The organism is Stenotrophomonas sp. LC732 (genome assembly GCF_052446685.1).
GTDB classification, from domain to species: Bacteria; Pseudomonadota; Gammaproteobacteria; order Xanthomonadales; family Xanthomonadaceae; genus Stenotrophomonas; species Stenotrophomonas muris.
In genome coordinates this window covers 4,227,763-4,251,880 of record NZ_CP199214.1, presented here as the reverse complement: position 1 = coordinate 4,251,880, position 24,118 = coordinate 4,227,763, and the positions used below count along the sequence as shown (strand labels likewise).

The window sequence follows — 24,118 nt, the reverse complement described above, 5'->3', positions numbered from 1 at the left end:
TGGTCGGGCCCAGACTTTAGCAGAGCCGCATGGCGGCGTTGGCCGTTCAGCCCAGGTATTCGTCCTTCAGCCGCACGTAGTGGTCGGCCGAATAGTGCAGCGACTCGATCTCCTTGTCGCTCAGCGTGCGCGCCGGGCGGGCCGGGTTGCCCACCCAGAGCTCACCTTCACCGACCACCTTGCCCGGGCCGACCACCGCTCCGGCACCGACGAAGCCATGGCGTTCCACACGGGCGCCATCGAGGATGCAGGCGCCCATGCCGATCAGGCTGTAATCACCGATGGTGCAGGCGTGGATGATGCAGCCATGGCCGACGGTCACGCCTTCGCCGATCAGGGTCGGGTAACCGGCCTTGTTGTACGGGCTGTGGTGGCTGACGTGGATGATGGTGCCGTCCTGCACATTGGTGCGCGCACCGATGCGGACGTAATTGACGTCGCCGCGGATGATCGTACCCGGCCACACTGATACGTCCTCGGCCAGTTCCACGTCACCGATGAGGGTGCAGGCCGGATCGATGTACACGCGCTGGCCGAGGACGGGCATCTTGTCGCGGAAGGGGCGCAGCGGGTTCATCGGTGTCTCCGGAAATCAGGGCGTTCACCGCGATGATACCTGCGTGGTAGTGCCGGCCGCTGGCCGGCAACGTCATGGGCGTACCTGGAATTCTGCGGTTGCCGGCCAGCGGCCGGCACTACCCGAGTCAGGTGCAGCCGCTCAGATCGGCGCGTGCTCGGCCAGCATCTGCCGGAACAGCTCATCCAGCCATGCCGCATCACCGTGTCCAGCGGGCAGCTGCGGCGCCTGCGCAGTCCGGATGGCCAGTTCACGATCGATGAAATCGCTGATCGCCGCGATGCGTGGTCCGGCACTGACCTCGGCACTGGCGCGTTTAACCGCCAGCAGGGCATCGATGGCTTCACGCACCGGGCCGTGCGGCAGCAGCCGGTCCAGCAGGTCCTCGAAGGCCATCGGTGGGGGGGTCTGTTCGTGCTCGATCCACTGGCAGGCCAGCAGTGGGCGCAGCACGTACAGGTACTTCTTCGTGCGTACCGTTTCGCCACGCAGGTAACCGCGATGGTTCGAGCGCGCCATGTTGAAGTAGTGCCACCACGTGCCCAGTGGTGAATAGAACGACTCAGCTGCCTTCCAAAGCTGCGACACTGCGGTGTGATCCTGCTGGTAGATGATCGGCGAGCGCAGCCATTCAATCAGTGTCGGATTGGATTTTGAAACCAGGCGCAATGCCTTGCGCAGGTCCCAGCCGCTGACATCGAGCTCATCGTCGATCGGCAGTTCGATCACGTCCCGCTGCGCATCGCCGGGGCCGGTGCTCTCGTTGACGGTGAGATACCACGGCTGGCGATGCACGTAGATGAAGCGTGCATCGTAATCGCTGTCCGGCGAAGAGAAGCCCCAGCCACGGCTGCCGGACTCGCACGCCAGCAGAACGCGCACGTCGTGTCGCTGTTCGATGTCGGCGAGGCTGGAAAGAATGGCGGCGCGCTTGTCCGGCGCGATCGGGTGGATGTCGTCCATGCAGTCGTGATCCGTTGATGTCGAGCGTGCCCGACTGTAGCGCAGTTGCGCACGGGTAGTGCCGGCCGCTGGCCGGCAACCTCAATGGGCGCACCTGGAATTCTGCGGTTGCCGGCCAGCGGCCGGCACTACCGGCTAGGGTTCGTAGCTGTAGCCCATGCCGTACACCGAACGGATCGGTTCGCCTTCCATGCCGGCGTCGGCCAGCTTGCGGCGCAGGTTGCGCACATGGCTGTCGACGGTGCGGTCGACCACCACGCGGTGGTCCAGGTAGAGGCGGTCGAGCAGCTCATCGCGCGCCCAGATCCGGCCGGGCGTGGCCAGCAGGGTGCGCAGCAGGCGGTATTCCACCGGCGTCAGGTCCAGGCCCTTGCCGTTCCAGGTGGCGCGTGCCGCCGGTTCGTCGATATGCAGCCCGCTGTTGGCGCGTGCAGCGGGGTCCGGGCGGTAACGGCGCAGCACTGCCACCACCCGCGCCACCACCTCGCGCGGACTGAACGGCTTGCAGATGTAGTCGTCGGCACCGATGTCCAGGCCCAGCAGGCGGTCGATCTCTTCCACCCGCGCGGTGACCATGATCACCGGTACGTCGCTGCCAGCGCGCAGTTCGCGGCACAAGTCCACGCCATCGCGTTGCGGCAGCATCAGGTCCAGCAGCACCAGGTCGGGCTGGTAGCGCGCGAATGCGTCGATCACCTGGCCGCCATCGTCCACCCATTCGCTGGTCATGCCGGCGGCGGCCAGGTAGTCGCGCAGCACCGAGGCCAGGCGTGGCTCATCCTCGACGATCAGGATCTTCGCGGACGCGGCGGGGGACAGGCTCATGCGGACTCCGGCAGGGTGACGACCACGCGCAGCCCGCCCAGCGGCGAGGGCTCGGCGTGGATATGGCCGTGGTGGGCGAGGATGATGTTGTGGCTGATGGCCAGGCCCAGCCCGCTGCCGCCGCTGGCGCGGTTGCGCGAACTCTCCACCCGGTAGAAGCGCTCGAACAGCAGCGCACACTTGTCGGCCGGTACGCCCGGCGCGGTGTCTTCCACGATCAGCTGCACGCCGGCAGGCACGCGCGCAGCCTGCACGCGCACGCGGCCGCCGCCATGGGTATAGCGCAGCGCATTTTCCAGCAGGTTGGCCAGCACCTGCTGCAGGCGGCGCTCGTCACCGGACACCTGCAGCGGTGTGGCGGGCAGCGCTTCTTCCAGTGCCAGCCCCGCCGTGGAGAAGCGCACGCGCATGCCATTGAGCTCGCTACGCACCAGCGCCACCAGGTCCAGCGGGGCGAAGCGGTAGGCCAGGCCGCCGGACTGGGTCATCGACAGGTCGTGCAGGTCGTCGATCAGCTTGCCCAGCTGGCGGATCTCGCCCTGCAGGGCACCCAGGTTGGCGCGGTCCAGCGGGCGGATACCATCCTCGATCGCCTCCAGTTCGGCGCGCACCACCGCCAGCGGCGTGCGCAGTTCGTGCGAGATGTCGGCAATGAAGGCGCGGCGGTTGCGCTCGGTGTCGTCCAGCGCCTGCGCCATCCGGTTGAAGTCGTTGACCAGTGCATCCAGCTCGTCATCGCTGGTGCGCTCGATGCGGGTGGCGTAGTCGCCGGCGGCGAGCCGGTGGGTGGCGGCGGCCAGCTTGGCCAGGCGCTGGCGCAGCGCGCGCGACACCAGCCAGGCCAGCACTACGGTCACCAGCAGCAGCGAGATGCCGATCACCCACCATGCGCGCATCTGGGTGTTGTAGAAATTCAGGTCGTTGGTGGCGATGACGGTCTGGAACGGCACCATGCCCAGCCAGCCGACGGTGTGCCCGTCCAGCTGTACCGGATGCGGCTCGTCGTCGCTGATCGCGTCCGGGTTGCCGGCCACGAACCGATGCTGCGCATCGAACAGGCCCAGCCGCGAGGGAACGCCGGTCTGGTCGGACAGCGGCGGCACGGGCCCCTCGTGCCCATGGCCCAGGTCCGGGCGCAGCAGCCGCGCCCAGCGGTCACTGTCGCCGCGCAGATGCTCCCAGCCGCCGTGCGTGCGGTACTCGCGCTGCAGGTGTGGCATCACGCGCTGCATGCGCAGGTCGCCCTGGTCGTTGAGGTAGTCCAGGAAGCCGGTCTGGAACGCCACGCGGCTGGCAATGCCGTTCACTGCCAGCACCAGCAGGCAGGCGGTGAAGATCGCGAGGAAGGTCTTCGCGGTCAGGCCGAATTTGAATCGAATCTTCGCCATCGCCGGGCCATTAGCGGCGCATGCGGCGCCGAAAGCAAGCGCCCGCTGAGCCGGTCGCACAATCTCCATATTCTCTGCACACTTTCACGGCAGCGTGCACGGGTCAACGAAAGGCCCCCACGCCCCCATGTCACTCCTGCGTCCGCTGTTCCGCTCCCCCCGTGCGTTGATGTTGCCCCTGCTGCTGGCCCTGGCGGCCTGCTCGGCGGGCAGGACCGAGGCCCCGGCCACCCCCGAAGTCGGCGTCATCACCGCCCGCGCGCAACCGCTGGCACTGCAGCAGACCCTGCCCGGCCGGGCGGTGCCGTTCGAGGTGTCCGAGGTGCGGCCGCAGATCGGTGGGCTGATCCGCCAGCGGTTGTTCACCGAAGGCCAGCAGGTCAAGGCCGGCCAGCTGCTGTACCAGGTCGATCCGGCGCCGTATCAGGCCGCCTTCGATACCGCGCGTGGCCAGCTGGCGCAGGCCGAGGCCGCTGTGCTGTCGGCGCAGCCGAAGGCCGAGCGCACCCGCACGCTGCTGGGCATGGACGCGGCCAGCAAGCAGGACGCCGACGATGCCACCTCGGCACTGAAGCAGGCCCAGGCCAACGTGATTGCCGCGCGCGCGGCATTGCAGGCCGCGCGGATCAACCTGGACTACACCCGGGTGACCGCACCGATCGACGGCCGCATCGGTACCTCCAGCGTCACCGCCGGCGCGCTGGTCGCCGCCGGCCAGGATGCGGCGCTGGCGACCATTCAACGGCTGGACCCGGTCTATCTGGATGTGACCCAGTCCAGCACGCAGATGCTGGCGCTGCGCAAGCAGCTCGACGCCGGCCAGGTGAAGGCCATCGATGGCAAGGCCCAGGTGAAGGTGCTGCTGGAGGACGGCAGCACCTATGCCCATGAGGGCACGCTGGAGTTCGTCGGCAGCGCAGTCGATCCAGGCACCGGCAACGTGGTGCTGCGCGCGGTCATTCCGAACCCGGAGGGCCTGCTTCTGCCGGGCATGTACCTGAAGGCGGTGTTGCCGATGGCCACCGATGCGCGTGCCCTGCTGGTGCCGCAGAAGGCGGTGCTGCGCAATGAACGTGGCGAGCCGCTGCTGCGCCTGCTCGACGCAAAGGATCGCGTGGTCGAGCGGCGGGTCAGCACCGGCCAGGTGGTGGGCAACCAGTGGCAGATCACGCAGGGCCTGAAGGCTGGCGAGCGGGTGATCGTCAGCAACGGCAGTGCGGTAGCGCTGGGCCAGCAGGTGAAGGCGGTGGCGGCCACCACGGCGCAGCTGGCGGCGATGCCGGCGGTCGACCCGAACGGCAACACCGACGAAAAGTCGCACTGAGGCCTGCCGCGCATGGTTCGTTTCTTCATCGACCGGCCGATCTTTGCCTGGGTGATCGCCATCGCGGTCAGCCTGCTCGGCCTGCTCGCGATCCTGATCCTGCCGGTGGACCGCTACCCGCAGATCGCCCCGCCCACCATCACCATCCGCGCCACCTACACCGGCGCCTCGTCGCAGACCGTGGAAAACGCGGTCACCCAGGTCATCGAGCAGTCCCAGCAGAGCCTGGACCACCTGATGTACATGACCTCGACCAGTGCTTCCGATGGCTCGGCGCAGGTCAACCTGGTGTTCGCCACCGGCACCAACCCGGACACCGCGCAGGTGCAGGTGCAGAATCAGCTGCAGGCCGCGATGGCGACGCTGCCGCAGGCGGTGCAGCAGAACGGCCTGACCATCACCAAGTCCAGCGGTTCGATCTTCGAGGTGCTGTCGTTCACCAGCGAAGACGGCAGCATGGACAACTTCGATGTCGCCAACTTCATGGAAGCGCGCATCGACGACCAGATCAGCCGCGTCAGCGGTGTCGGCAACATCCAGCCGATCGGCCAGGAATACGCCATGCGTATCTGGCTGGACCCGGAAAAGATGCGCCAGTACGCGCTGATGCCGTCGGACATCGAGACCGCACTACAGGCGCAGAATACCGACGTGTCGGCTGGTGAACTCGGTGGCCAGCCGGCGCTGAAGGGCCAGCAGCTGGATGCGACCGTGACCGCGCGCAGCCGCCTGCACACGCCCGAGCAGTTCGCGCAGGTGGTGCTCAAGGCCGATGCCAATGGCAGCGTGGTGCACCTGGGCGACGTGGCGACGATCGGCCTGGGCCCGGAAAGCTATGACAGCATCAGCACGTTCAACGGCAAGCCGTCGGCCTCGCTGGGCATCGAGCTCAACGCCGGTGCCAACGCCATCGCCGTCTCCAAGGCCGTCGAGGCACGGCTGCAGCAGCTGCAGAAGTACTGGCCGCATGGCTACACCTACCACGTGGCGTTCACCACCACGCCGTTCGTGACCATCTCGCTGAAGGAAGTGGTGATCACCCTGATCGAGGCGATCGCGCTGGTCGTGCTGGTGATGTACCTGTTCCTGCAGAACTGGCGGGCCACGCTGGTCCCGACCATCGCGGTGCCGGTGGTGCTGCTGGGCACCTTCGGCGTGCTGGCCGCCTTCGGCTATTCGATCAATACGCTGACCATGTTCGCGCTGGTGCTGGCCATCGGCCTGCTGGTGGACGACGCCATCGTGGTGGTGGAGAACGTGGAGCGGGTGATGACCTTCGAAGGGCTGGCACCGAAGCCAGCCACGTTGAAGGCGATGGGCCAGATCACCGGCGCGCTGGTCGGCATCGTGCTGGTGCTGACCGCGGTGTTCCTGCCGATGGCGTTCTTCAGCGGTGTCACCGGCGTGATCTATCGCCAGTTCTCGGTGACGATCGCCGCTGCGATGATCCTGTCGGTGCTGGTGGCGATGACCATCACCCCGGCGCTGTGCGGCAGCATCCTGCACCAGATTCCCAAGGGCGGCCATCCGCATGGCGACCACGCTGGCGAGCCGGGCTTGCTGGGCAAGTTCTTCATCTGGTTCAACCATCGCTTCGAGCGCACCTCCAACCGACTGCGCCATCGCGTCGACCGCTTCCTCGGCCGGCGCACGCTGGGCGTACTGTTCTACCTGGTGCTGAGCGTGGCCACCGGCCTGTTGTTGTGGCACCTGCCGGGCGCGTTCCTGCCCGATGAAGACCAGGGCATGCTCAACGCGCTGGTGAAGCTGCCCGCCGGGTCCACCCTGGAGCAGACCCGTGCCGTGATGGATCGCCTGAGCGCCGCCGCGGTGAAGGACGACAGCGTACTGTCAATCCAGGCCACCGCAGGTTTCAGTGTCAGCGGCAGTGGCCAGAACGTCGGCCAGGCCTTCATCCGGCTGAAGGATTGGGACGACCGCAAGGACGATGCCGATACCATCGCCGCGCGCTTGACTGCGGCCATGGCCAGCGTGCCCGATGCGCAGGTGTTCATCACCTCGCCACCGGCCATCCTCGGCCTCGGCGATGCCGGTGGCTTCACCCTGGAACTGCAGGACGAAGGCGGTGCCGGCCATGCCGCCGCCGTGGCCGCGCGCAACACGCTGCTGAAGGAGGCTGCCAAGGATCCGAAGCTGGTCAACGTGCGCTACGCCAGCCTGGAAGACGCGCCGGTGTACGCGGTGAAGGTGGACGACGCCAAGGCGCAGGCGATGGGCGTGAATCCGCAGGACATCAATGACACCTTGAACGCCGCGCTGGGTGGCGACTTCGTCAACAACTTCATCTACAAGGGCCGCATCAAGAAGGTGTTCATCCAGGGCACGGCCGAAGCCCGCATGCAGCCGCAGGACATCGAGCGCTGGAGCGTGCGCAACCAGGCCGGGCAGATGGTACCGCTGTCGTCGCTGGTCAGCGCGCACTGGACCAGTGCGCCGGCCGCGCTGCAGCGCTACAACGGCGTCTCGGCGATGGAGATCACCGGCCAGCCGGCACCGGGCGTCAGTTCCGGCGAGGCGATGGCCGAGATCGCACGCCTGGCCGACACGCTGCCGGAAGGCTTCAGCCATGCCTGGTCGGACATGGCCTACCAGGAACAGCTGTCGGGCAACCAGGCGCCGATGCTGTATGCCATCTCGCTGCTGTTCGTGTTCCTGTGCCTGGCCGCGCTGTATGAAAGCTGGGCGGTACCGTTCGCGGTGATGCTGGCGGTGCCGGTAGGCGTGTTCGGCGCCGTGCTGATGATGAACCTGCGTGGCCTCAACAACGACGTGTACTTCCAGGTCGGTCTGTTGACCACGATTGGCTTGGCTGCGAAGAACGGCATCCTGATCGTCGAGTTCGCGCGCATCCTCGAGCAGCAGGGCAAGCGCACCCGCGAAGCGATCCTGCAGGCGGTCTACCTGCGGCTGCGCCCGATCGTGATGACCTCGCTGGCATTCCTGATGGGTGTGCTGCCGCTGGTGTTCGCCACCGGCGCCGGTTCGGCCGCGCGCCGTTCGCTGGGTACCGGCGTGGCCGGCGGTACGGTCGCCTCGATGGTGCTGGGCATGTTCTTCGTGCCGTTGTTCTACCTGCTGGTGCGCCGCCTGTTCCCGGGCCGCGCGCCGGCCGACGCCACTGCCCCGGAGGCACGCCCATGAAGGCGATGCTGCTGCGCGCCCTGGCGGCCGCAACGATGACCACCGTGCTGGGCGGCTGCGTGAGCATGGCCCCGCACTACCAGCGCCCCGAGGCGCCGGTGCCGGCACAGTTCGCCAATGCCGCCACCGGCGAGACCGGGCCAGCACTGGCGATGCCGGCCTGGCGCGAGGTGTTCCTGGAGCCGCGCCTGCAGCAGGTCATCGCGCTGGCACTGCAGAACAACCGCGACCTGCGCGTGGCGGTGCTGCAGGTGGAGAAGGAACGCGCCCAGTACCGCATCCAGCGCGCGGCGCTGCTGCCGTCGGTGGATGCCAGCGGCAGCGTGACCCGTTCGCGGGTGAGTGATGCCAACAGCGAGATCGGCGTCAGCCAGGTGACCGAATCCGATGCCGTGCAGGTGGGCTTCAGCAGCTGGGAACTGGACCTGTTCGGGCGCATCCGCAGCCTGAAGAACGAGGCGCTGCAGAACTGGCTGGCCAGTGCCGAGAACCAGCGTGCGGCGCGCACCAGCCTGGTCGCCGAAGTGGCCACGGCCTGGCTGGCGCTGGCGGCCGACGAGCAGTCGCTGGCGTTCACCCGGCAGACGCTGGACAGTCAGCAGCAGACCCTGCAGCGCACCGAGGCCCGCCATGCACAAGGCCTGGCCTCGGGCCTGGACCTGTCGCAGGTGCAGACCAGTGTGGACGCCGCGCGCGCTGCGCTGGCCAGGCTGCAGACCCAGCAGGCGCAGGATCGTGATGCGCTGCAGTTACTGGTGGGTGCTCCGCTGGACGCGGCATTGCTGCCCAGCGCACAGGCACTGGACGGCACCGTGGCGCTGGCGCCGTTGCCTTCCAACCTGCCCTCGAGCGTGCTGCTGCAGCGTCCGGACGTGCTGTCCGCCGAACACGCGTTGCAGGCGGCCAACGCCGATATCGGCGCCGCGCGCGCCGCGTTCTTCCCGACGCTGACGCTGACTGCCAACTACGGCCACAGCTCCACCGCGTTGTCGACGCTGTTCTCGGCCGGCACCCGCGGCTGGTCGTTCGCGCCCAGCATCACGGCGCCGATCTTCCACGCCGGTGCGTTGAAGGCCTCACTGGATGCCTCGAAGATTGGCAAGGACATCGGCATCGCTCAGTACGAGAAGGCGATCCAGCAGGCCTTCAGTGAAGTGGCCGATGCCCTGGCCACGCGCGATCACCTGGGCGCGCAGATGGAGGCACAACGGGCACTGGTCGCCGCCAGCCAGCGCAGCTACACGCTGGCCGAGGCGCGCTATCGCACCGGGCTGGACGGCTATCTGCAGGCGCTGGATGCGCAGCGCAGCCTGTTTGCCGCGCAGCAGGACCTGATCGCGCTGCAGCAGCAGGAAGCGGGAAACCGGGTGACGCTGTTCAAGGCGCTGGGCGGTGGCGCAGACGCACGGTAACGCGCCCTGCTCTGGTAGGTGCCGACCTTGGTCGGCACGGAAGCATGGAGTGTCGCGATCTGATGATTCGTGCCGACCAAGGTCGGCACCCACCAGAAGCGGACGGTGCTGCCTACGCCACGCGGCCCCGGCGTGCACGCTCCAGGTGCACCAGCAGCAGCGAGATTGCCGCCGGGGTCATGCCCGGGATGCGCTGCGCCTGGCCGATGGTCTGCGGGCGCGCGCGCTCCAGTTTCTGCAGCGCTTCGGCCGACAGCCCGCGCACCGTGGCGTAGTCGAAGCCCTCAGCGATCGGCGTGGCTTCATGCCGCTGCTGGCGCTCGATCTCCTCGCGCTGGCGGTCCAGGTAGCCGGCGTACTTCACGCCGATCTCCACCTGCTCGGCCACCTTGGCGTCGGCCACGGCCGGGCCCAGCGACGGCACCTGCATCAGCTGCGCGTAATCCAGCTCGGGGCGCTTGATCAGGTCCAGCACGTTGGTTTCGCGGCTGACCGCCACGCCCAGCGTGTCCTGCACTTCGCGGCCCAGCGCATTGGCCGGGGTCGCCCACAGCGCGCCCAGGCGCGCGCGCTCGGCGGCGACGGCGGCCTGCTTGGTCTCGAACGCGCTCCAGCGCTGGTCATCCACCAGGCCCATCTCGCGGCCGGCCGGGGTCAGGCGCTGGTCGGCGTTGTCCTCGCGCAGCTGCAGGCGGTATTCGGCGCGGCTGGTGAACATGCGGTACGGCTCGTTGGTACCGTGGGTGATCAGGTCATCCACCAGCACGCCCAGGTAGGCCTCGTCGCGACGCGGGCACCAGCCGTCCAGCCCACGCACCTGGCGTGCGGCGTTGAGGCCGGCCAGCAGGCCCTGCGCGGCGGCTTCTTCATAGCCGGTGGTGCCGTTGATCTGGCCGGCGAAGAACAGGCCGTTGACCAGCTTGGTTTCCAGCGAAGCCTTCAACCCGCGTGGATCGAAGAAGTCGTACTCGATCGCGTAGCCCGGGCGGGTGATGTGCGCGTTGCCGAAGCCGCGGATGCTGCGCACCATCTCCAGCTGCACGTCGAACGGCAGCGAGGTGGAGATGCCGTTGGGGTAGATCTCGACGATGCCCAGGCCTTCGGGTTCGACGAAGATCTGGTGGCTGGCCTTCTCGGCGAAGCGCACCACCTTGTCCTCGATGGACGGGCAGTAGCGCGGGCCGATGCCTTCGATCTGGCCGCTGTACAGCGGCGAGCGGTGCAGCGCGTCGCGGATGATCTGGTGGGTCTGTTCGGTGGTGTGGGTGATCCAGCAGCTGACCTGCTGCGGATGCTCGTCCACCGAACCCAGGAAGGACATCACCGGGCGCGGCAAGTCGCCGGGCTGCTCATCCATCGCGCTGTAGTCCAGCGAGCGGCCGTCGATGCGCGGTGGCGTGCCGGTCTTCAGGCGGTCCACCTGGAACGGGCGCTCGCGCAGGCGCGCCGCCAGCGTGGTGGCCGGCGGGTCGCCCATGCGGCCGGCGGCGTACTGGGTCGGGCCGACATGGATCTTGCCGGCCAGGAAGGTGCCGGCGGTCAGCACCACGGCCTCGGCATCGAAGCGCAGGCCGGTCTGGGTGATGACCCCGCGCACGGCGTCGCCTTCGATGACCAGGTCATCGACGGCCGCCTGGAACACGGTCAGGTTGGCCTGGCCTTCAACGATGGCGCGGATCGCCATGCGGTACAGGTTGCGGTCGGCCTGGCAGCGGGTGGCGCGCACGGCCGGGCCCTTGGAGGCGTTGAGGGTGCGCCACTGGATGCCGGCACGGTCGGCGGCATGCGCCATCGCACCGCCCAGGGCGTCGATTTCCTTGACCAGGTGGCCCTTGCCGATGCCTCCGATGGCCGGGTTGCAGCTCATCGCGCCCACCGTTTCGATGTTGTGGGTCAGCAGCAGGGTGCGCACGCCGGTACGGGCCGCGGCCAGCGCGGCTTCGGTGCCGGCGTGGCCACCGCCGATGACGATGACGTCGTAACGATGGAAGGACGGGTTCATGGGGCTGTTCAGCTGGGGGCGGGCGCGGCCGGGGCGGCGCCGGGGTGGCGATTTTAGCGCCATTCGGGGCCGCGGCGTCGGTGCAGGCCGGCCGGCGTCGAAATCAGCCCTAAAGTTGGCAGGATTATTGCAGATAACCCAATAGCACCCACCGTGGCTGGCGCCGCAGGCGCCCGTGACCGGAATTGGAACAGGGGCCGGTACAGGCGCACGGTGGGGGAGCAGAGGGCCGGCAGTCGGGGGACTGTCCGGCCCTGTTTTTTTGGGATTGCCGGGAAAGGCCCGACCACGCATGGCGTGGATCTACCGACGCTGGGGCTCTCTCCGGTTGGCGACCCGGCAAAACAGACGGCCCCGCAGTGCGGGGCCGTCTGTCTTCAGAGGTGCCGACATCCGACAGGGCCGGAACAGGGGGGATCCAGATGTTCCTGTCGGATATCGACGTAGAGATTTTTGCGGCGGCCCGTCTCGCTTTTTGTCACTTTGTGACGCGGGCCGTCACCGGTTCCGTAGAGTGCAACCTGGACCGGGTGAAATGCAAGACGGTTCAGCGCTCAACTGTGCGCTGCGTCCCACGATCCATGTTGCGCCACGGGGAACCGTTCATCCTCGGCGCGCTCGGCGCCGGGGTCGGACGGGCCGGCGGTGGCGGCGTCGACGGCTGGATGTTCGACTGCGGCGGGCGACGCATCGAGTCCATGTTCCGCCACGGCGAACCGCCGTTGTACGACGGCCGCGGCGGCGGCGGCGGACGGTTCTCGCCACCGTTGCCGGGCGGGCGCGGTGGCGGACGGTGGTTGTGCGGCGGGCGGTAGATCGGGCGCGAGTAGTACGGATTGCCATAGCCGCCGTAGTAGCCGCCATAGCCGCCGTAGTAAGGGTAGCCGTAGTTGTAGGGATAGCCGGCCGGGTAGCGGTACTCCACCGACGGCGCACCGTGGTAGTAGCTGCCGCTGCGGCCACCGCCGACATAGTCGTAGGTGGTGCAGCCGGTCAGGGCCAGCAACAGGCCACCGGCAAGCATCAGGCGCGTTTTCATGGTGGGTCCCCCCAGAGGACGGGTTGTGCAGTCAGCTTCGTGCGCAGGCGTTGAATCGGCCCTTAACTTCACTGCCCAGGATGAATGAAGGTGAAGGCCCTCATGCTGGCATGACCTGTGCCGGGGTCGCCAGCGTGGGGCCATACGTTAATCTTGCGTCATGAGCGATTCACTGTTGCCCCGTGCCGACGATGTCCTGGCTGCCGCTGCGCGGATCGCGCCGCACGCCAGCGTGACCCCGGTGCTGCGCTCGCGCACGCTTGATGCGCTGGCCGGCGCGCAGCTGGCGTTCAAGGCCGAGCACCTGCAGCGCGGCGGCGCATTCAAGTTCCGCGGGGCCTGCAACGCGGTGTGGTCGCTGGATGCCGATCGCGCCCGTGCCGGCGTGGTCACCCATTCGTCCGGCAACCACGGCGCTGCCCTGGCCCTGGCCGCGCGCACCCGTGGCATTCCCTGCCACGTGGTGGTGCCCGAAGGTGCGGTGGCGGCCAAGCTGGCCAACATCGCCCGCCACGGTGCCACGCTCTGGCGCTGCCCGCCGACCATCGCCGACCGCGAGGCCGCCTGCGCCAAAGTACAGGCCGATACCGGCGCGACCCTGGTCCATCCCTATGCGGACCCGGCGGTGATGGCCGGGCAGGGCACCGCGGCCCTGGAGCTGCTGCACAGCGACGGTCCGTTCGACGTGCTGGTAGTCCCAGTCGGAGGGGGCGGCCTGGCCAGCGGTACCGCCCGGGCCCTGCAGTTCGCCAGTCCCCAGACCCGGCTGGTGCTGGCCGAACCGGCCGGTGCCGACGACACCGCGCGCTCGCTGGCCGCAGGCGAGCGCCAGGGCGCGTTCACCCCTGACACCATCTGCGACGGCCTGCGTACCCTGATCGGCGCCCCCAACTTCGCGCTGCTGCGCGCGGCCGGCGTCGAGGTGATCGTGGTCGACGACGCCGCCACCATGGCCGCGATGCGCCTGCTGTGGGAGGTGCTCAAGCAGGTGGTCGAGCCGTCCTCGGCCACCGTGCTGGCCGCGGTGCTGGCACAGCCGCAGCGGTTCGCCGGCCTGCGGGTGGGCCTGGTGCTGTCCGGTGGCAATGTCGACCTGCCCGCGCTGCGTTGGGGGGCGCCTTGAGCCGCGACGGGCACCGGCCCCGCACCGGCCTGCTGGGCTGGCTGTGGCGGCTGTTCGTGCTGCTGGTGGTCTGGCTGCTGGGCGTGACCGCCTGGATCGTCTGGGTGGGGGAGCGCGACCAGGCAGCCAAGGCCGACGCCATCATCGTGCTCGGTGCGGCGGCCTATGACGCCAAGCCGTCGCCGGTCTTTGAAGAACGCATCCGTCATGGCCTGGATCTCTATGAAGCCCGGTACGCGCCACTGCTGATCTTCACCGGCGGCTACGGTGGCACCGGCGCGCGCTTTTCCGAATCGCAGGTGGCGCGGCGCTATGCGCTCAAGCATGGCGTGCCGGACGATGCGATCCTGATCGAGACCGCCTCGCGCAACACCGTGCAGAACCTGGTCGAGGCCAAGCGGCTGATGGACCAGCGCGACCTGCACCGGGTGATCATCGTAAGCGACCCGTTGCACATGGCGCGCGCGCTGCGCCTGAGCAAGGCGCTGGGCATCGATGCGCTGGCCTCGTCCACGCCCAGCACGCGCTTCCGCAGCTTCCACACTAGCTGGCGCTTCCTGGTGCAGGAAATCTATTTCTTCCACCGCGACCTGGTGCGGCCGCCGCTGAGTTCGCCGGCCAACACCTGAGGCGGAAACCTGATCTGGGCAGACGCCCATCGTGGAATCGTGAGGTTGCCGGCCAGCGGCCGGCACTACCAGCCGGTCAGGTCTGCCTGCGCCGGATCGGGATCGCCGACACCGCCCGGATTGGGTGGGTGCCGACCAAGGTCGGCACCTACCCGGGCGATTCGCGCACGGTGTGGCATGCGGTAGTGCCGGCCGCTGGCCGGCAGATGTCCATCGTGGAATCGTGAGGTTGCCGGCCAGCGGCCGGCACTACCAGACGATCAGGTCTGCCTGCGCCGGATCGGGATCGCCGACATCGCCCGAATTAGGTGGGTGCCGACCAAGGTCGGCACCTACCCGGGCGATTCGCGCACGGTGTGGCATACGGTAGTGCCGGCCGCTGGCCGGCAGAGGTCCACCGTGGAATCGTGAGGTGCCGGCCAGCGGCCGGCACGACCGGGCGATCAGGTCTGCTTGCGCCGGATCGGAATCGCCGACACCGGCACCGAGGCCACGTCATGCCCGCCTTCGCGGATCGGTGCGCCCGGGTCCGGTGCCCAGGCGTGGGCATAGATCACTTCCCAGCTGCTGGGCAGCTTGCCGTCGGCGCGTCGCATCGGTTCATACACCGCTGCCGCCGCGGCGAAGCGGCCACGCCCGGTCAGCGTGTGGCGGCGGTCCACCCGCGCATTGGTCGCGCCCATCGCGCGCAGCTCCCGCATCAACGAGGGCAGGTCGTCGTAGGTCAGGGTGAACAGGTCGCGGTCCAGCACCGGGTCGCGGAAACCGGCCATCATCAGCGCATCGCCGAACTGGGCGATCTGCGCGAAGCGGCTCACGTGCGGGCGGTCATCGGCGGCCGCGAACGCTTCGTTGAGTTCGACCAGCGTGTCCGGGCCGAAGGTGGAGCACAGCAGCAGGCCGCCGGGCTTGAGCACGCGGCGGAAGCCGGCAAACACCGCCGGCAGGTCGTCCACCCACTGCAGGCACAGGTTGCTGAAGATCACGTCCACGCTGTTGTCGGCCAGCGGCAGCGCGGCGGCGTCGCCGCACAGGCGCTGGAACGGCTTCCACCAGCCGGCCTGGCGCTTGGCCTGATCCAGCATCGGCAGCGCCACGTCCAGCGCGATCACCTGCGCCTTCGGCCAGCGCTTCTTCATCAGCGCACTGGCGTGGCCGGTACCCGCGCCGATGTCCAGCACTACCTCGGGCTTGCGTGCCTCCAGGTAGTCCAGCGATTCCACCAGCCGCGCCTGCACCTCGCGCTGCAGGGCGGCGGCGGCGTCGTAGCTGTTGGCGGCGCGGGCGAACGCGCGGCGGACATGGCGGGCATCGAAGTGGGACGGCATTGCGAAAGTCTCTTAGAACGTACCGGGGTAGGCGCCGCCGTCGATCAGCAGGTTCTGCCCGGTGAGGTAACCGGCCTGTGCGCTGCACAGGAAGGCGCAGGCCGCGCCGAATTCATCCGCCGTGCCGAAGCGGCCGGCCGGGATCTGCTGGCGGCGGCGTTCGGCCACTTCGGCAGCATTGCCGTCCTTGCCCGCACTGTGGGCGAAGTTGGCGCGCAGGCGGTCGGTGTCGAACTGGCCGGGCAGCAGGTTGTTGATGGTGACATTGTGTGCCACGGTGCGGCGCGACAGCCCGGCGACGAAGCCGGTCAGGCCGCTGCGCGCGCCGTTGGACAGCGCCAGGATGTCGATCGGGGCCTTCACCGCCGAGGACGTGATGTTGACGATGCGGCCGAAGCCACGCGCGATCATCGCGTCCACGGTGGCGCGGATCAGCGCGATCGGCGCCAGCATGTTGGCGTCCAGTGCGGCGATCCAGTCGTCGCGCTCGAAACTGCGGAAGTCGCCCGGCGGCGGGCCACCGGCATTGGTGACCAGGATGTCCACCTGCGGGCACGCGGCGAGCGCTGCGGAGCGACCGGCCTCGGTGGTCACGTCGGCGGCGACCACGCGGACTTCGGCGGCGCCGGGCAGGGCGCGCAGCGCTTCGGCGGCGGCCTGCAGCGCAGCCTCACCACGGGCCACGATCACCACGTTGACGCCCTCGCGCACCAGCGCACGCGCGCAGCCCAGGCCCAGCCCCTTGCTTGCGCCGCAGACCAGTGCCCAGCGGCCGTTGATACCCAGATCCATGCATCAATCCTGCGGAATGAGGAAGGCGCTCATTGTCCGCCATCGGCCGGTGACAGGCCGGCAACGAAGTGTTGCAGGGCGGCGGCCACCTCGTCGGCATGGCCGAGGAAGGGCGCATGGCCGCCGTGGGCGATGGTCAGCGCCTGCGCACCGGGGGCCAGTGCCGCGGCGGCCTGCATTGCCGCCGGAGACACCAGCCGGTCACGCTGGCCGGCGATCCACAGGCTGGGCTTGGCCAGCGTCGGCAGTGCGCCACGCAGGTCGGTGCTTTCCAGCAGGCGCAGGCCTTCCAGCAGGGCGCGTTCGGTGGGTGCACCGCGCTCGACCAGGCGCTGGCGTAGCGTGCGCAGCTCCTCGCGGGCGTGTGCCGAGCCCATGACATCCAGCGCCAGGAAGCGTTCCAGGGTGCCACCGAAGTCGGTGGCCAGCTCGCGCCCGAACTGCTCGAACACCGCCGGCTCCACCGCATGCGGCCAGTCTTCGCTACGCACGAAGCGCGGCGTGGCCGCGATCATCGCCAGCCCGCGCACCTTCGGCAGTGTCGCGGCGGCGTGCAGCGCGAACAGGCCGCCCAGCGACCAGCCGCACCACACCGCAGGCGGCGTGGCCGCGGCAATGGCATTGACCACGAACGGCAGGCGCAGCGGCGTGGTGTCCTCGCGGCTGTGGCCATGGCCCGGCAGATCAACCAGATGCAGGGTGAAGTGATCGGCCAGGCGTTGCACCAACGGCGCGAACACGCCGCCCTGCAGGGCCCAGCCATGGATCAGTACCAGGTCCGGCCCCTGGCCGGTGACGTCGATATGCATGGGGAAACGGCAACAGGCTCAGGCAAAGACAGGCAGCGGCGGTGGCGCGGCCTCACGCGCGGCCAGGTCGACGCGATCGCGCGCGCTGGCAATGGCTTCGACCAGGCCACGCACCTGCTCGGGGGTGTGCAGCGCGGACAGCGTGACGCGCAGGCGCGCCTTGCCTTCGGGAACCGTGGGCGGGCGGATCGCGCCGACCAGCCAACCGGCCTGTTCCAACGCCTGGGACATCGCCACGGCGCGATGGTCATCGCCACACAGCAGCGGCTGGATCGGCGTTTCCGAGGCCATCAGGTCCAGGCCATGGCGGCGGGCTTCGCCGCGGAACAGCGCGATCAGATCGGTCAGTTTCGAGCGCCGCCAGTTGTCACGGCGCGCCAGGCGCACTGCTTCCAGTGCTGCTGCGGCCAGCGCCGGCGGCATCGCAGTGGTGTAGATGTACGGGCGTGCAGTTTCGGCCAGGTGCTCGACCAGGTCGTCGCGGCCCAGCACCAGCGCGCCGGAACCGCCCAGTGCCTTGCCCAGCGTGACCAGCTGCAGCGGCACATCGTCCACGCCCAGCCCGGCGGCGGCCACGGCACCACGGCCATCACCGACCACGCCCACGCCGTGCGCATCGTCCACATAGAACAGCGCCTGCTGCAGGCGTGCCACCAGCGACAATGCACGCAGCGGTGCGATGTCGCCATCCATGCTGAACACACCGTCGGTGGCCAGCATCGCCGCGCCATCGGGCGCGTGCTTGAGCTGGCGCATCGCGCCTTCGGCGTCGAGGTGCGGATAACGGCGCAGGCGCGCACCCGCCAGCCGCGTCGCATCGAGCAGGCTGGCGTGGTTGAGCTTGTCCTGCACGCACACATCGTTCTCTTCGCTCAGCAGCGCCTGCTGCACGGCCAGGTTGGCGGCGAAGCCACTGCCGAACAGCAGCGCGCGCGGGTAGCCCAGCCACTCCGCCACTTCGCGCTCCAGCGCGTCATGCAGGGCGTGGTGGCCGCAGACCAGATGCGAGGCGCCCGCGCCGGAGCCTTCGCGTGCGGCCGCATCCTGCAATGCGTTGACCACGCTGAACTGCTGGGCCAGGCCCAGGTAATCGTTGCTGCAGAAGCCGGTCAGCCACTGGCCGTCCACCTCCAGGCGGACGCCATCACGACGGCTGACCGTGCGCCGCGTGCGGCGACGGCCTTGGGCATCGCGCAGGGCGCGTTGGGCGTGGAGGCGGGCGGTCAGGTCGGGGCGGGCCATGGCGGCTGAATGCGGCGACGGGGCGGCTAGGGTAGCGCGTTGCCGCGGCGCCTGCTTGCGGCCCGTCTCAGGCCGCGTGAGCGCAGCCACAGGCGGGCGCATCGGCGCTGATATCAGCGTGCACGGTGCCGCCGTGGTCGTGGCCCTCGGCATCCACCTGCACCGCCATCGGCTGCAACCCCAGCCGCGCGAACAGGGCCAGGTCGCGCTCGCTCTCCGGGTTGCCGGTGGTCAGCAGCTTGTCGCCGTAGAAGATCGAGTTGGCACCGGCCACGAAGCACAGCGCCTGCAGTTCGTCGCTCATCGCCTCGCGACCGGCCGACAGCCGCACCATCGAACGCGGCATGGCGATGCGTGCCACCGCGATCATGCGCACGAACTCGAACGGATCCAGCTCGGCGCTGCCATGCAGCGGCGTGCCCGCCACCTGCACCAGCTTGTTGATCGGCACCGAATCGGGATGCGCCGGCAGCGTGGCCAGCGCCAGCAGCAGGCCCACGCGCTGCGCGCGCGTCTCGCCCATGCCGACAATGCCGCCGCAGCAGGTTTTCAGACCGGCATCGCGCACGTGCGCCAGCGTGTCCAGGCGGTCCTGGTACTGGCGCGTGTGGATGATCGAATCGTAGTAGTCCGGCGCGGTGTCGAGGTTGTGGTTGTAGTAGTCCAGGCCCGCATCCTTCAGCGCACGCGCCTGCTCGCCACTGAGCATGCCCAGCGTGGCGCAGGTTTCCAGGCCCAGCGCCTTCACCCCGGCGATCATCGCCGCCACCTTCGGGATGTCGCGGTCCTTCGGCGATCGCCACGCGGCACCCATGCAGAAGCGCGATGCGCCGGCAGCCTTGGCCTGGCGTGCCTTGGCCAGCACCGCGTCGGTGTCCATCAGCTTCTGCGCGTTCACCCCGGTGCTGTAGCGCTGTGCCTGCGGGCAGTACGCGCAGTCTTCCGGGCAGCCGCCGGTCTTCACCGACAACAGCGTGGACACCTGCACCTGCGCTGGGTCGAAGTGCTCGCGATGGACTGCGGCAGCGCGGAACAGCAGCGCGGGGAACGGCAGATCGAACAGCGCCTGCAGTTCGTCGTGTTGCCAGTCGTGGCGGATGGCAGCAGCCATGGCGGGACCTTGGGGTACGAGTGAAGCGAGGGCGGCAGTGTGGGTGGGTTGGTGAGTCCTGTCAACTTGGCTGTTTCTCATCTGGTTTACATTGGTTGACCGCCATGAATGGGCGCTACGGTGTAAGTTCATTGCTGCATACGGACGCGCGAGCACGTGCCATGAACAGCTACCAGCCCTACCCGATCCGCCGCGACGCGGTGCTGTGCAGCCTTGCCGAACTGCCCGACGGCGGCCTGCGCGTGGTGCTGGATGATCTGCGCCAGTCCGACACGCCAGGGGAGTGGAAGAACCACGTCTTCGTGACCTTCAAGGACTACCCGGCAGGGCAGCTCGATCCGGCGACGTTGCCGAAGGAGGAGCTCGAGGCTTTCGGCCACTATGTGCTGGTTCGCCTGTTGGCCATCAATGGCTGCCTGCGCGATACGGACGAGCGCTCCGACAACGATGCCCATCTCACTGACCTGGCGCGGCAGAACATCGCCGCGCTGACCAGCGAGGACATCGCCTCGATCGATGAGCAGCTGTTCTCCCTCTGCGACGGGCAGTTCCGAAAGATCGCCTACATTGTGGGCATGGTCATGTCGCTGCAGCCGAAGTGCCGATCGGGAATTCCCGATGTGTTCTATGCAGGGCGTGTACGCATGCTGGTGGAACGGGGCATGTTGCAGGCACAGGGCGACCTCGCGCGGATGGGCTGTTGCGAAGTGCGCGTCCGGCAGTAGGCTTGCGCCCACCAGGACCTGGCTGGAACTGTGCTTACATCTACCTGCTGGAAGGACACATGCTGAAGTCCATCCAGAAGATGGCGGCAGCCGAGGCAATGAAAGAAGGATGCGCATGGAACCGGACACGATGCCGCAGGGCGGAAAGCTGCTGATACTCGATCTGGATGAGACGCTGGTGCATGCCAGCGAGCGTGAACTGGAGCGACCCGCAGATTTCCGCCTCGTCGGCTACCACGTCTACCTGCGGCCCCAGCCCAACGTGCGTGCGGTGGAGAAGCGCCGGTGGCGGGAGCGCCTGCAGGCATAGGTAGCTGCACAGGGCAGGTGCTATCGGCGAGCACCCGCACTCGCGCGTTTCACCGCATCCTGCAAGGGCTGCAGCCACAATAACCGCTGCCCAACGCAAGCGCTGGCGCGCAGACTGTGCCCCATGACCGATCTCCATCGCCTCCGCGGCCGCATCACCGCGCTGGTTCTCAGCGAGGCCTGGCGCCGCCGTGCCGCGCTCTGGGGCGGCGCGGTGGCCGTGGCGTTGGTGGCCATCCTGTTCGCCAAGGCCAGCGACGCGGCCTTCCATCTGTTCCAGCGCATCACCGCGCACTCGCCGTGGTGGGCCCTACTGCTCACGCCGGGCATCTTCGCGCTGCTGGCCTGGTTGACCAGTGGCGTGCTGCAGCCCACGCGGGGCAGCGGCATTCCGCAGGTCATCGCTGCGTTGGACAAGCCCGATGAGCCATTCCGGAAGACCAATCTTTCGCCTGCGGTCTCAGCCGGCAAGCTGCTGCTGACCTCGTTGTCGCTGCTCGGCGGCGCGTCCGTCGGACGCGAAGGTCCCACGGTGCATGTGGGTGCCAGCCTGATGTACCTGTTCGGCCGCTGGTTCGGCTTCAAGGATCCTCGCGAGCTCTCGCACTTCCTGCTGGCCGGTGGTGCAGCGGGCATTGCCGCGGCGTTCAACACGCCGCTGGCTGGCATCGTATTCGCCATCGAGGAGCTCAGCGGCCGTTTCGAGCATCGCTTCTCCGGCACCCTGCTGACGGCGGTGATCGTCGGTGGCGTGGTGTCGCTGGGCCTGCTTGGCAACTACACCTACTTCGGCCATGTGAGCGCGCGGCTGCCGCTGGGGCAGGGCTGGCTGGCGATCCTGCTGTGCGGCGTGGTGGCCGGGTTGCTGGGCGGCCTGTTCGCGCGCGCGGTGCTGGCCAGTGCGGCGGGCCGCCCGCGTTGGCTGGGCCAGCTGCGCCAGCGGCATCCGGTGCTGCTGGCCGCAGGCTGCGGTCTGGCGGTGGTGGTACTGGCTTTGACGTTCGGCGACGGCGCGTTCGGCACCGGCTACGAACAGGCGCGCAGCCTGGTGCAGGGGCAGGCGTTGGTCGGCCACGAGTTCGGGTTGATGAAGCTGCTGGCCAACCTGGCATCGTACGTGGCCGGCATACCCGGCGGCCTGTTCTCGCCCGCGTTGGCGGTCGGCGCGGGGCTGGGCCACAATCTGGCGGTGCTGATGCCGGGCGTGGACCCACGTGCGTTCGTGCTGCTGGGCATGTGCGCCTACCTGACCGGCGTCACCCAGGCACCGCTGACCTCGGCGGTGATCTCGCTGGAGCTGACCGACAGCGGCGATCTGCTCCTGCCGATCCTGGCCACGGTGCTGATCGCGCGGGGCGTGTCCGGTCTGGTATGCCGGGTGCCGATCTATCGTGGGTTGGCGGAGGTGTTGACGGCGTCGGCCGTTGCATCAACCGGGCCTGGGCAGGGCGGACGCCTTTCCTGATCGGCAGCACCCTCTGCAGTTGCGGGCAGTCCCGACACTGCGATCGGTGCTTCGCCGATGGCCGCACATGGGCAGCGCGATGAAGCATGGGCAATGCGTATTGATCTCCTGCATTCGGCAACCCGTGTCTCCCGCGCACTGCTGGGTGTCCTGCTGCCACTGCGCTGCCTGGTCTGCGGCGATCCGGGCCATGATGATCTCGATCTGTGCCGCGCCTGCCTCGCCGGACTGCCCTGGGCCGGTCGCGCCTGCCTGCGGTGTGCACTGCCGTTGCCGGATGAGGGCCTGATCGTCTGCGGCAGCTGCCGCGAGGAAGCACCACCGCAGACGGCCACCCACGCCAGCCTGCTGTACCTGCCGCCGGTGGACCAGCTGCTGCTGCGCTACAAGTTCCATCAGGACCTGGCGGCCGGTCGCCTGCTGGCGCAGTTGATGCAGCGCGCACCACCGCCCTGGTCCTGCCCGCCGCTGGTGCCGGTGCCGCTGCACCGCCGGCGCCTGCGCCAGCGCGGCTACAACCAGGCTGCCGAGCTCTGCCGGCTGCTGCCGTTGCCGGTCTGGCAGGGGCTGTACCGGCGGCGGCACACCGCACCGCAGTCCGAACGCACGGCCGAACAGCGCAGGGAAAACCTGTTCGATGCGTTCGATGTCCACGGGCCGGTGCCCACGCATCTGACCGTGGTGGACGACGTGATGACCACCGGCAGCACGGTGATGGAAATCGCCGAAACCCTGCGCTGCGTGGGCGCCAGAGAGGTGCGGGTATGGGTGTGCGCGCGGGTGCCGTGATCGCTCCCTTCATCGCCACGGGCTAGGATGAACCCGGTTCCGGATCGAAGGAGTGACCATGAATTCCCCCTTGTCTCCCTTGTTGTCAGCGGTTGGCCGCAGCTGGTGGATCCTGCTGCTGTATGGCCTGGTCGCGCTCGGCTTCGGCATCATCGCCATCGGTTGGCCGCTGTCCGCAGCCATGGCATTGGCCTGGACGCTGGGCGTGATGGCCATCATCGAAGGGGTCATCAGCCTGTTCGCACTGATCAGTGGTGGCAGCGGCGCCTCGCGCGGCTGGCTGGCGCTGTATGCCATCGCTTCGCTGGGCTTCGGCATCCTGGCGGTGATCAACCCGCTGGCCACCGCCAGCGTGCTGGTGCTGTTCCTGGCGGCGTGGCTGCTGGTAGCCGGCATCTATCGCATCGTCTTCGCGATCCGCGTGCGCAAGCAGATCCAGGGCGAGTGGCTGCTGATCCTCAGTGGCGTGCTGGCGGTGGTGCTGGGGCTGCTGTTCGCGGCCAATCCATACGCAGGCGTGGCGGTGACCACGCTGTGGATCGGCATTGGCAGCCTGCTGTACGGGCTGCTGCAGGTGCTGGTGGCATTCAAGCTGCGGAAGCTGAAATGAGGGGCGCGCTTCCGCTCCTGCTGGGCGCGGCGCTGGTGCTGGCCGGATGCATGCCGGGTGCCACGCCCGGTGCGCTGGCAGGCAAGGATCATGCGCCGCGCGCCGGCGTGGATGTGCGCCTGAGCGCGGTCGATGCGGCTGGCAACGGCACTCCGGCGCACTGGCAAGGTGAAACCCTGGCGCTGCGCGAGCCGCCGATTGCCGGCAGTGCGGACATCGCCGATGTGCGCTACGTGCTGGACGATGCCAAGCAGCCAGGCCTGCAGATCCGCTATCGGCCAGAAGCGCATCAGCGCATCCACGATGGCACCTCGGCCCTGGTGGGCCAGCGCGCGGCGATCAGCGTGGACGGCCGCGTGCTGATGGTGGCGACGGTGAAAGGCCCCTTCGGGGAATCGATGATGCTGAGCGGGCTGCCGAGCATTGCCGAGGCACAGGCGCTGGCCAGGCACATCACCGGTCAGTGACGGGCGCGCCAACACCACCGCGCTACG

22 protein-coding genes are annotated in these 24,118 nt (G+C 68.6%); 11 read left to right on the top strand and 11 right to left on the bottom strand.

Features of this window, described 5'->3' with window-relative positions:
• Positions 1 to 46: 46 nt before the first annotated feature.
• From ACT6SE_RS20065 to baeS, 4 genes are all read right to left on the bottom strand, one after another.
• Entirely contained in the window at positions 47 to 577 is a 531-nt protein-coding gene (locus ACT6SE_RS20065) for a gamma carbonic anhydrase family protein (RefSeq protein ID WP_014648777.1), read from the bottom strand.
• A gap of 141 nt (positions 578 to 718) precedes the next feature.
• Positions 719 to 1,540, bottom strand: a complete 822-nt coding sequence (locus tag ACT6SE_RS20060; protein ID WP_046433071.1) for a nucleotidyltransferase domain-containing protein — start codon at positions 1,538 to 1,540, stop codon at positions 719 to 721.
• A gap of 135 nt (positions 1,541 to 1,675) precedes the next feature.
• Positions 1,676 to 2,365: a response regulator gene (locus ACT6SE_RS20055; RefSeq protein ID WP_014648775.1), complete on the bottom strand. Its 690-nt coding sequence runs from the start codon at positions 2,363 to 2,365 to the stop codon at positions 1,676 to 1,678.
• The gene (gene baeS / locus ACT6SE_RS20050; RefSeq protein WP_046433068.1) at positions 2,362 to 3,753 is read right to left on the bottom strand and encodes a sensor histidine kinase efflux regulator BaeS; all 1,392 of its coding nucleotides are present in this window, start codon (positions 3,751 to 3,753) and stop codon (positions 2,362 to 2,364) included. Before baeS ends, ACT6SE_RS20055 begins: the two co-directional genes overlap by 4 nt.
• Positions 3,754 to 3,880: 127 nt before the next feature.
• Here baeS and smeA point away from each other — a divergent pair, with 127 nt between their 5' ends.
• Genes smeA through smeC form a run of 3 tightly spaced genes read left to right on the top strand, consistent with a single transcriptional unit; the run spans position 3,881 to position 9,651 of the window.
• On the top strand, positions 3,881 to 5,077 hold the full coding sequence (gene smeA, locus ACT6SE_RS20045) for a multidrug efflux RND transporter periplasmic adaptor subunit SmeA (RefSeq protein ID WP_080342786.1): 1,197 nt from the start codon (positions 3,881 to 3,883) through the stop codon (positions 5,075 to 5,077).
• A 12-nt stretch (positions 5,078 to 5,089) separates the two neighbouring features.
• Positions 5,090 to 8,239, top strand: coding sequence for a multidrug efflux RND transporter permease subunit SmeB (gene smeB / locus ACT6SE_RS20040; protein ID WP_046433064.1), 3,150 nt, complete (start codon positions 5,090 to 5,092; stop codon positions 8,237 to 8,239).
• A complete protein-coding gene (gene smeC, locus ACT6SE_RS20035) occupies positions 8,236 to 9,651 on the top strand; it encodes a multidrug efflux transporter outer membrane subunit SmeC (protein WP_046433062.1) in 1,416 nt (471 codons plus the stop codon). Before smeB ends, smeC begins: the two co-directional genes overlap by 4 nt.
• A gap of 112 nt (positions 9,652 to 9,763) precedes the next feature.
• On the opposite strand, the gene mnmG is transcribed toward smeC, so the two are convergent.
• Positions 9,764 to 11,653: a tRNA uridine-5-carboxymethylaminomethyl(34) synthesis enzyme MnmG gene (mnmG, locus tag ACT6SE_RS20030; protein WP_046433120.1), complete on the bottom strand. Its 1,890-nt coding sequence runs from the start codon at positions 11,651 to 11,653 to the stop codon at positions 9,764 to 9,766.
• A gap of 547 nt (positions 11,654 to 12,200) precedes the next feature.
• Positions 12,201 to 12,692 (bottom strand): hypothetical protein, encoded by a 492-nt coding sequence (locus ACT6SE_RS20025; RefSeq protein ID WP_046433057.1) that lies wholly within the window; start codon positions 12,690 to 12,692, stop codon positions 12,201 to 12,203.
• A 160-nt stretch (positions 12,693 to 12,852) separates the two neighbouring features.
• On the opposite strand from ACT6SE_RS20025, the gene ACT6SE_RS20020 reads away from it, so the two are divergent.
• On the top strand, positions 12,853 to 13,815 hold the full coding sequence (locus tag ACT6SE_RS20020) for a pyridoxal-phosphate dependent enzyme (RefSeq protein ID WP_014648768.1): 963 nt from the start codon (positions 12,853 to 12,855) through the stop codon (positions 13,813 to 13,815).
• Positions 13,800 to 14,444 carry a YdcF family protein gene (locus ACT6SE_RS20015; RefSeq protein ID WP_032957535.1) on the top strand — a complete coding sequence of 215 codons (645 nt, stop codon included), beginning with the start codon at positions 13,800 to 13,802 and terminating at the stop codon, positions 14,442 to 14,444. Before ACT6SE_RS20020 ends, ACT6SE_RS20015 begins: the two co-directional genes overlap by 16 nt.
• Before the next feature lie 443 nt (positions 14,445 to 14,887).
• Here the strand turns inward: ACT6SE_RS20015 and bioC are convergent, their stop codons facing one another.
• The 5 genes from bioC to bioB form a co-directional block, all read right to left on the bottom strand.
• The gene (gene bioC / locus ACT6SE_RS20010) at positions 14,888 to 15,772 is read right to left on the bottom strand and encodes a malonyl-ACP O-methyltransferase BioC (protein ID WP_444811043.1); all 885 of its coding nucleotides are present in this window, start codon (positions 15,770 to 15,772) and stop codon (positions 14,888 to 14,890) included.
• A gap of 12 nt (positions 15,773 to 15,784) precedes the next feature.
• Positions 15,785 to 16,564 (bottom strand): SDR family oxidoreductase, encoded by a 780-nt coding sequence (locus ACT6SE_RS20005; RefSeq protein ID WP_014648765.1) that lies wholly within the window; start codon positions 16,562 to 16,564, stop codon positions 15,785 to 15,787.
• A gap of 29 nt (positions 16,565 to 16,593) precedes the next feature.
• The gene (gene bioH, locus ACT6SE_RS20000) at positions 16,594 to 17,373 is read right to left on the bottom strand and encodes a pimeloyl-ACP methyl ester esterase BioH (protein ID WP_046433055.1); all 780 of its coding nucleotides are present in this window, start codon (positions 17,371 to 17,373) and stop codon (positions 16,594 to 16,596) included.
• An 18-nt stretch (positions 17,374 to 17,391) separates the two neighbouring features.
• Positions 17,392 to 18,615, bottom strand: a complete 1,224-nt coding sequence (gene bioF / locus ACT6SE_RS19995) for an 8-amino-7-oxononanoate synthase (RefSeq protein ID WP_046433053.1) — start codon at positions 18,613 to 18,615, stop codon at positions 17,392 to 17,394.
• A gap of 67 nt (positions 18,616 to 18,682) precedes the next feature.
• On the bottom strand, positions 18,683 to 19,726 hold the full coding sequence (gene bioB / locus ACT6SE_RS19990) for a biotin synthase BioB (RefSeq protein ID WP_046433051.1): 1,044 nt from the start codon (positions 19,724 to 19,726) through the stop codon (positions 18,683 to 18,685).
• Positions 19,727 to 19,887: 161 nt separating this feature from the next.
• Between bioB and ACT6SE_RS19985 the strand changes: the two genes are divergently transcribed.
• The 6 genes from ACT6SE_RS19985 (at position 19,888) to ACT6SE_RS19960 (ending at position 24,091) form a co-directional block, all read left to right on the top strand.
• Positions 19,888 to 20,451, top strand: a complete 564-nt coding sequence (locus tag ACT6SE_RS19985) for a DUF3658 domain-containing protein (protein WP_046433050.1) — start codon at positions 19,888 to 19,890, stop codon at positions 20,449 to 20,451.
• A 109-nt stretch (positions 20,452 to 20,560) separates the two neighbouring features.
• Entirely contained in the window at positions 20,561 to 20,761 is a 201-nt protein-coding gene (locus ACT6SE_RS19980) for an NIF family HAD-type phosphatase (protein ID WP_041863942.1), read from the top strand.
• Between the two features lie 123 nt (positions 20,762 to 20,884).
• Positions 20,885 to 22,225, top strand: coding sequence for a chloride channel protein (locus ACT6SE_RS19975; protein ID WP_046433048.1), 1,341 nt, complete (start codon positions 20,885 to 20,887; stop codon positions 22,223 to 22,225).
• Positions 22,226 to 22,318: 93 nt separating this feature from the next.
• The gene (locus tag ACT6SE_RS19970) at positions 22,319 to 23,014 is read left to right on the top strand and encodes a ComF family protein (RefSeq protein ID WP_014648759.1); all 696 of its coding nucleotides are present in this window, start codon (positions 22,319 to 22,321) and stop codon (positions 23,012 to 23,014) included.
• 58 nt (positions 23,015 to 23,072) lie between these two features.
• Complete coding sequence (locus tag ACT6SE_RS19965) at positions 23,073 to 23,624, top strand: HdeD family acid-resistance protein (protein ID WP_014648758.1); 552 nt, start codon at positions 23,073 to 23,075, stop codon at positions 23,622 to 23,624.
• Entirely contained in the window at positions 23,621 to 24,091 is a 471-nt protein-coding gene (locus ACT6SE_RS19960) for a SecDF P1 head subdomain-containing protein (RefSeq protein ID WP_046433045.1), read from the top strand. The genes ACT6SE_RS19965 and ACT6SE_RS19960 overlap by 4 nt, the downstream gene beginning before the upstream one ends.
• Positions 24,092 to 24,118: the final 27 nt, after the last annotated feature.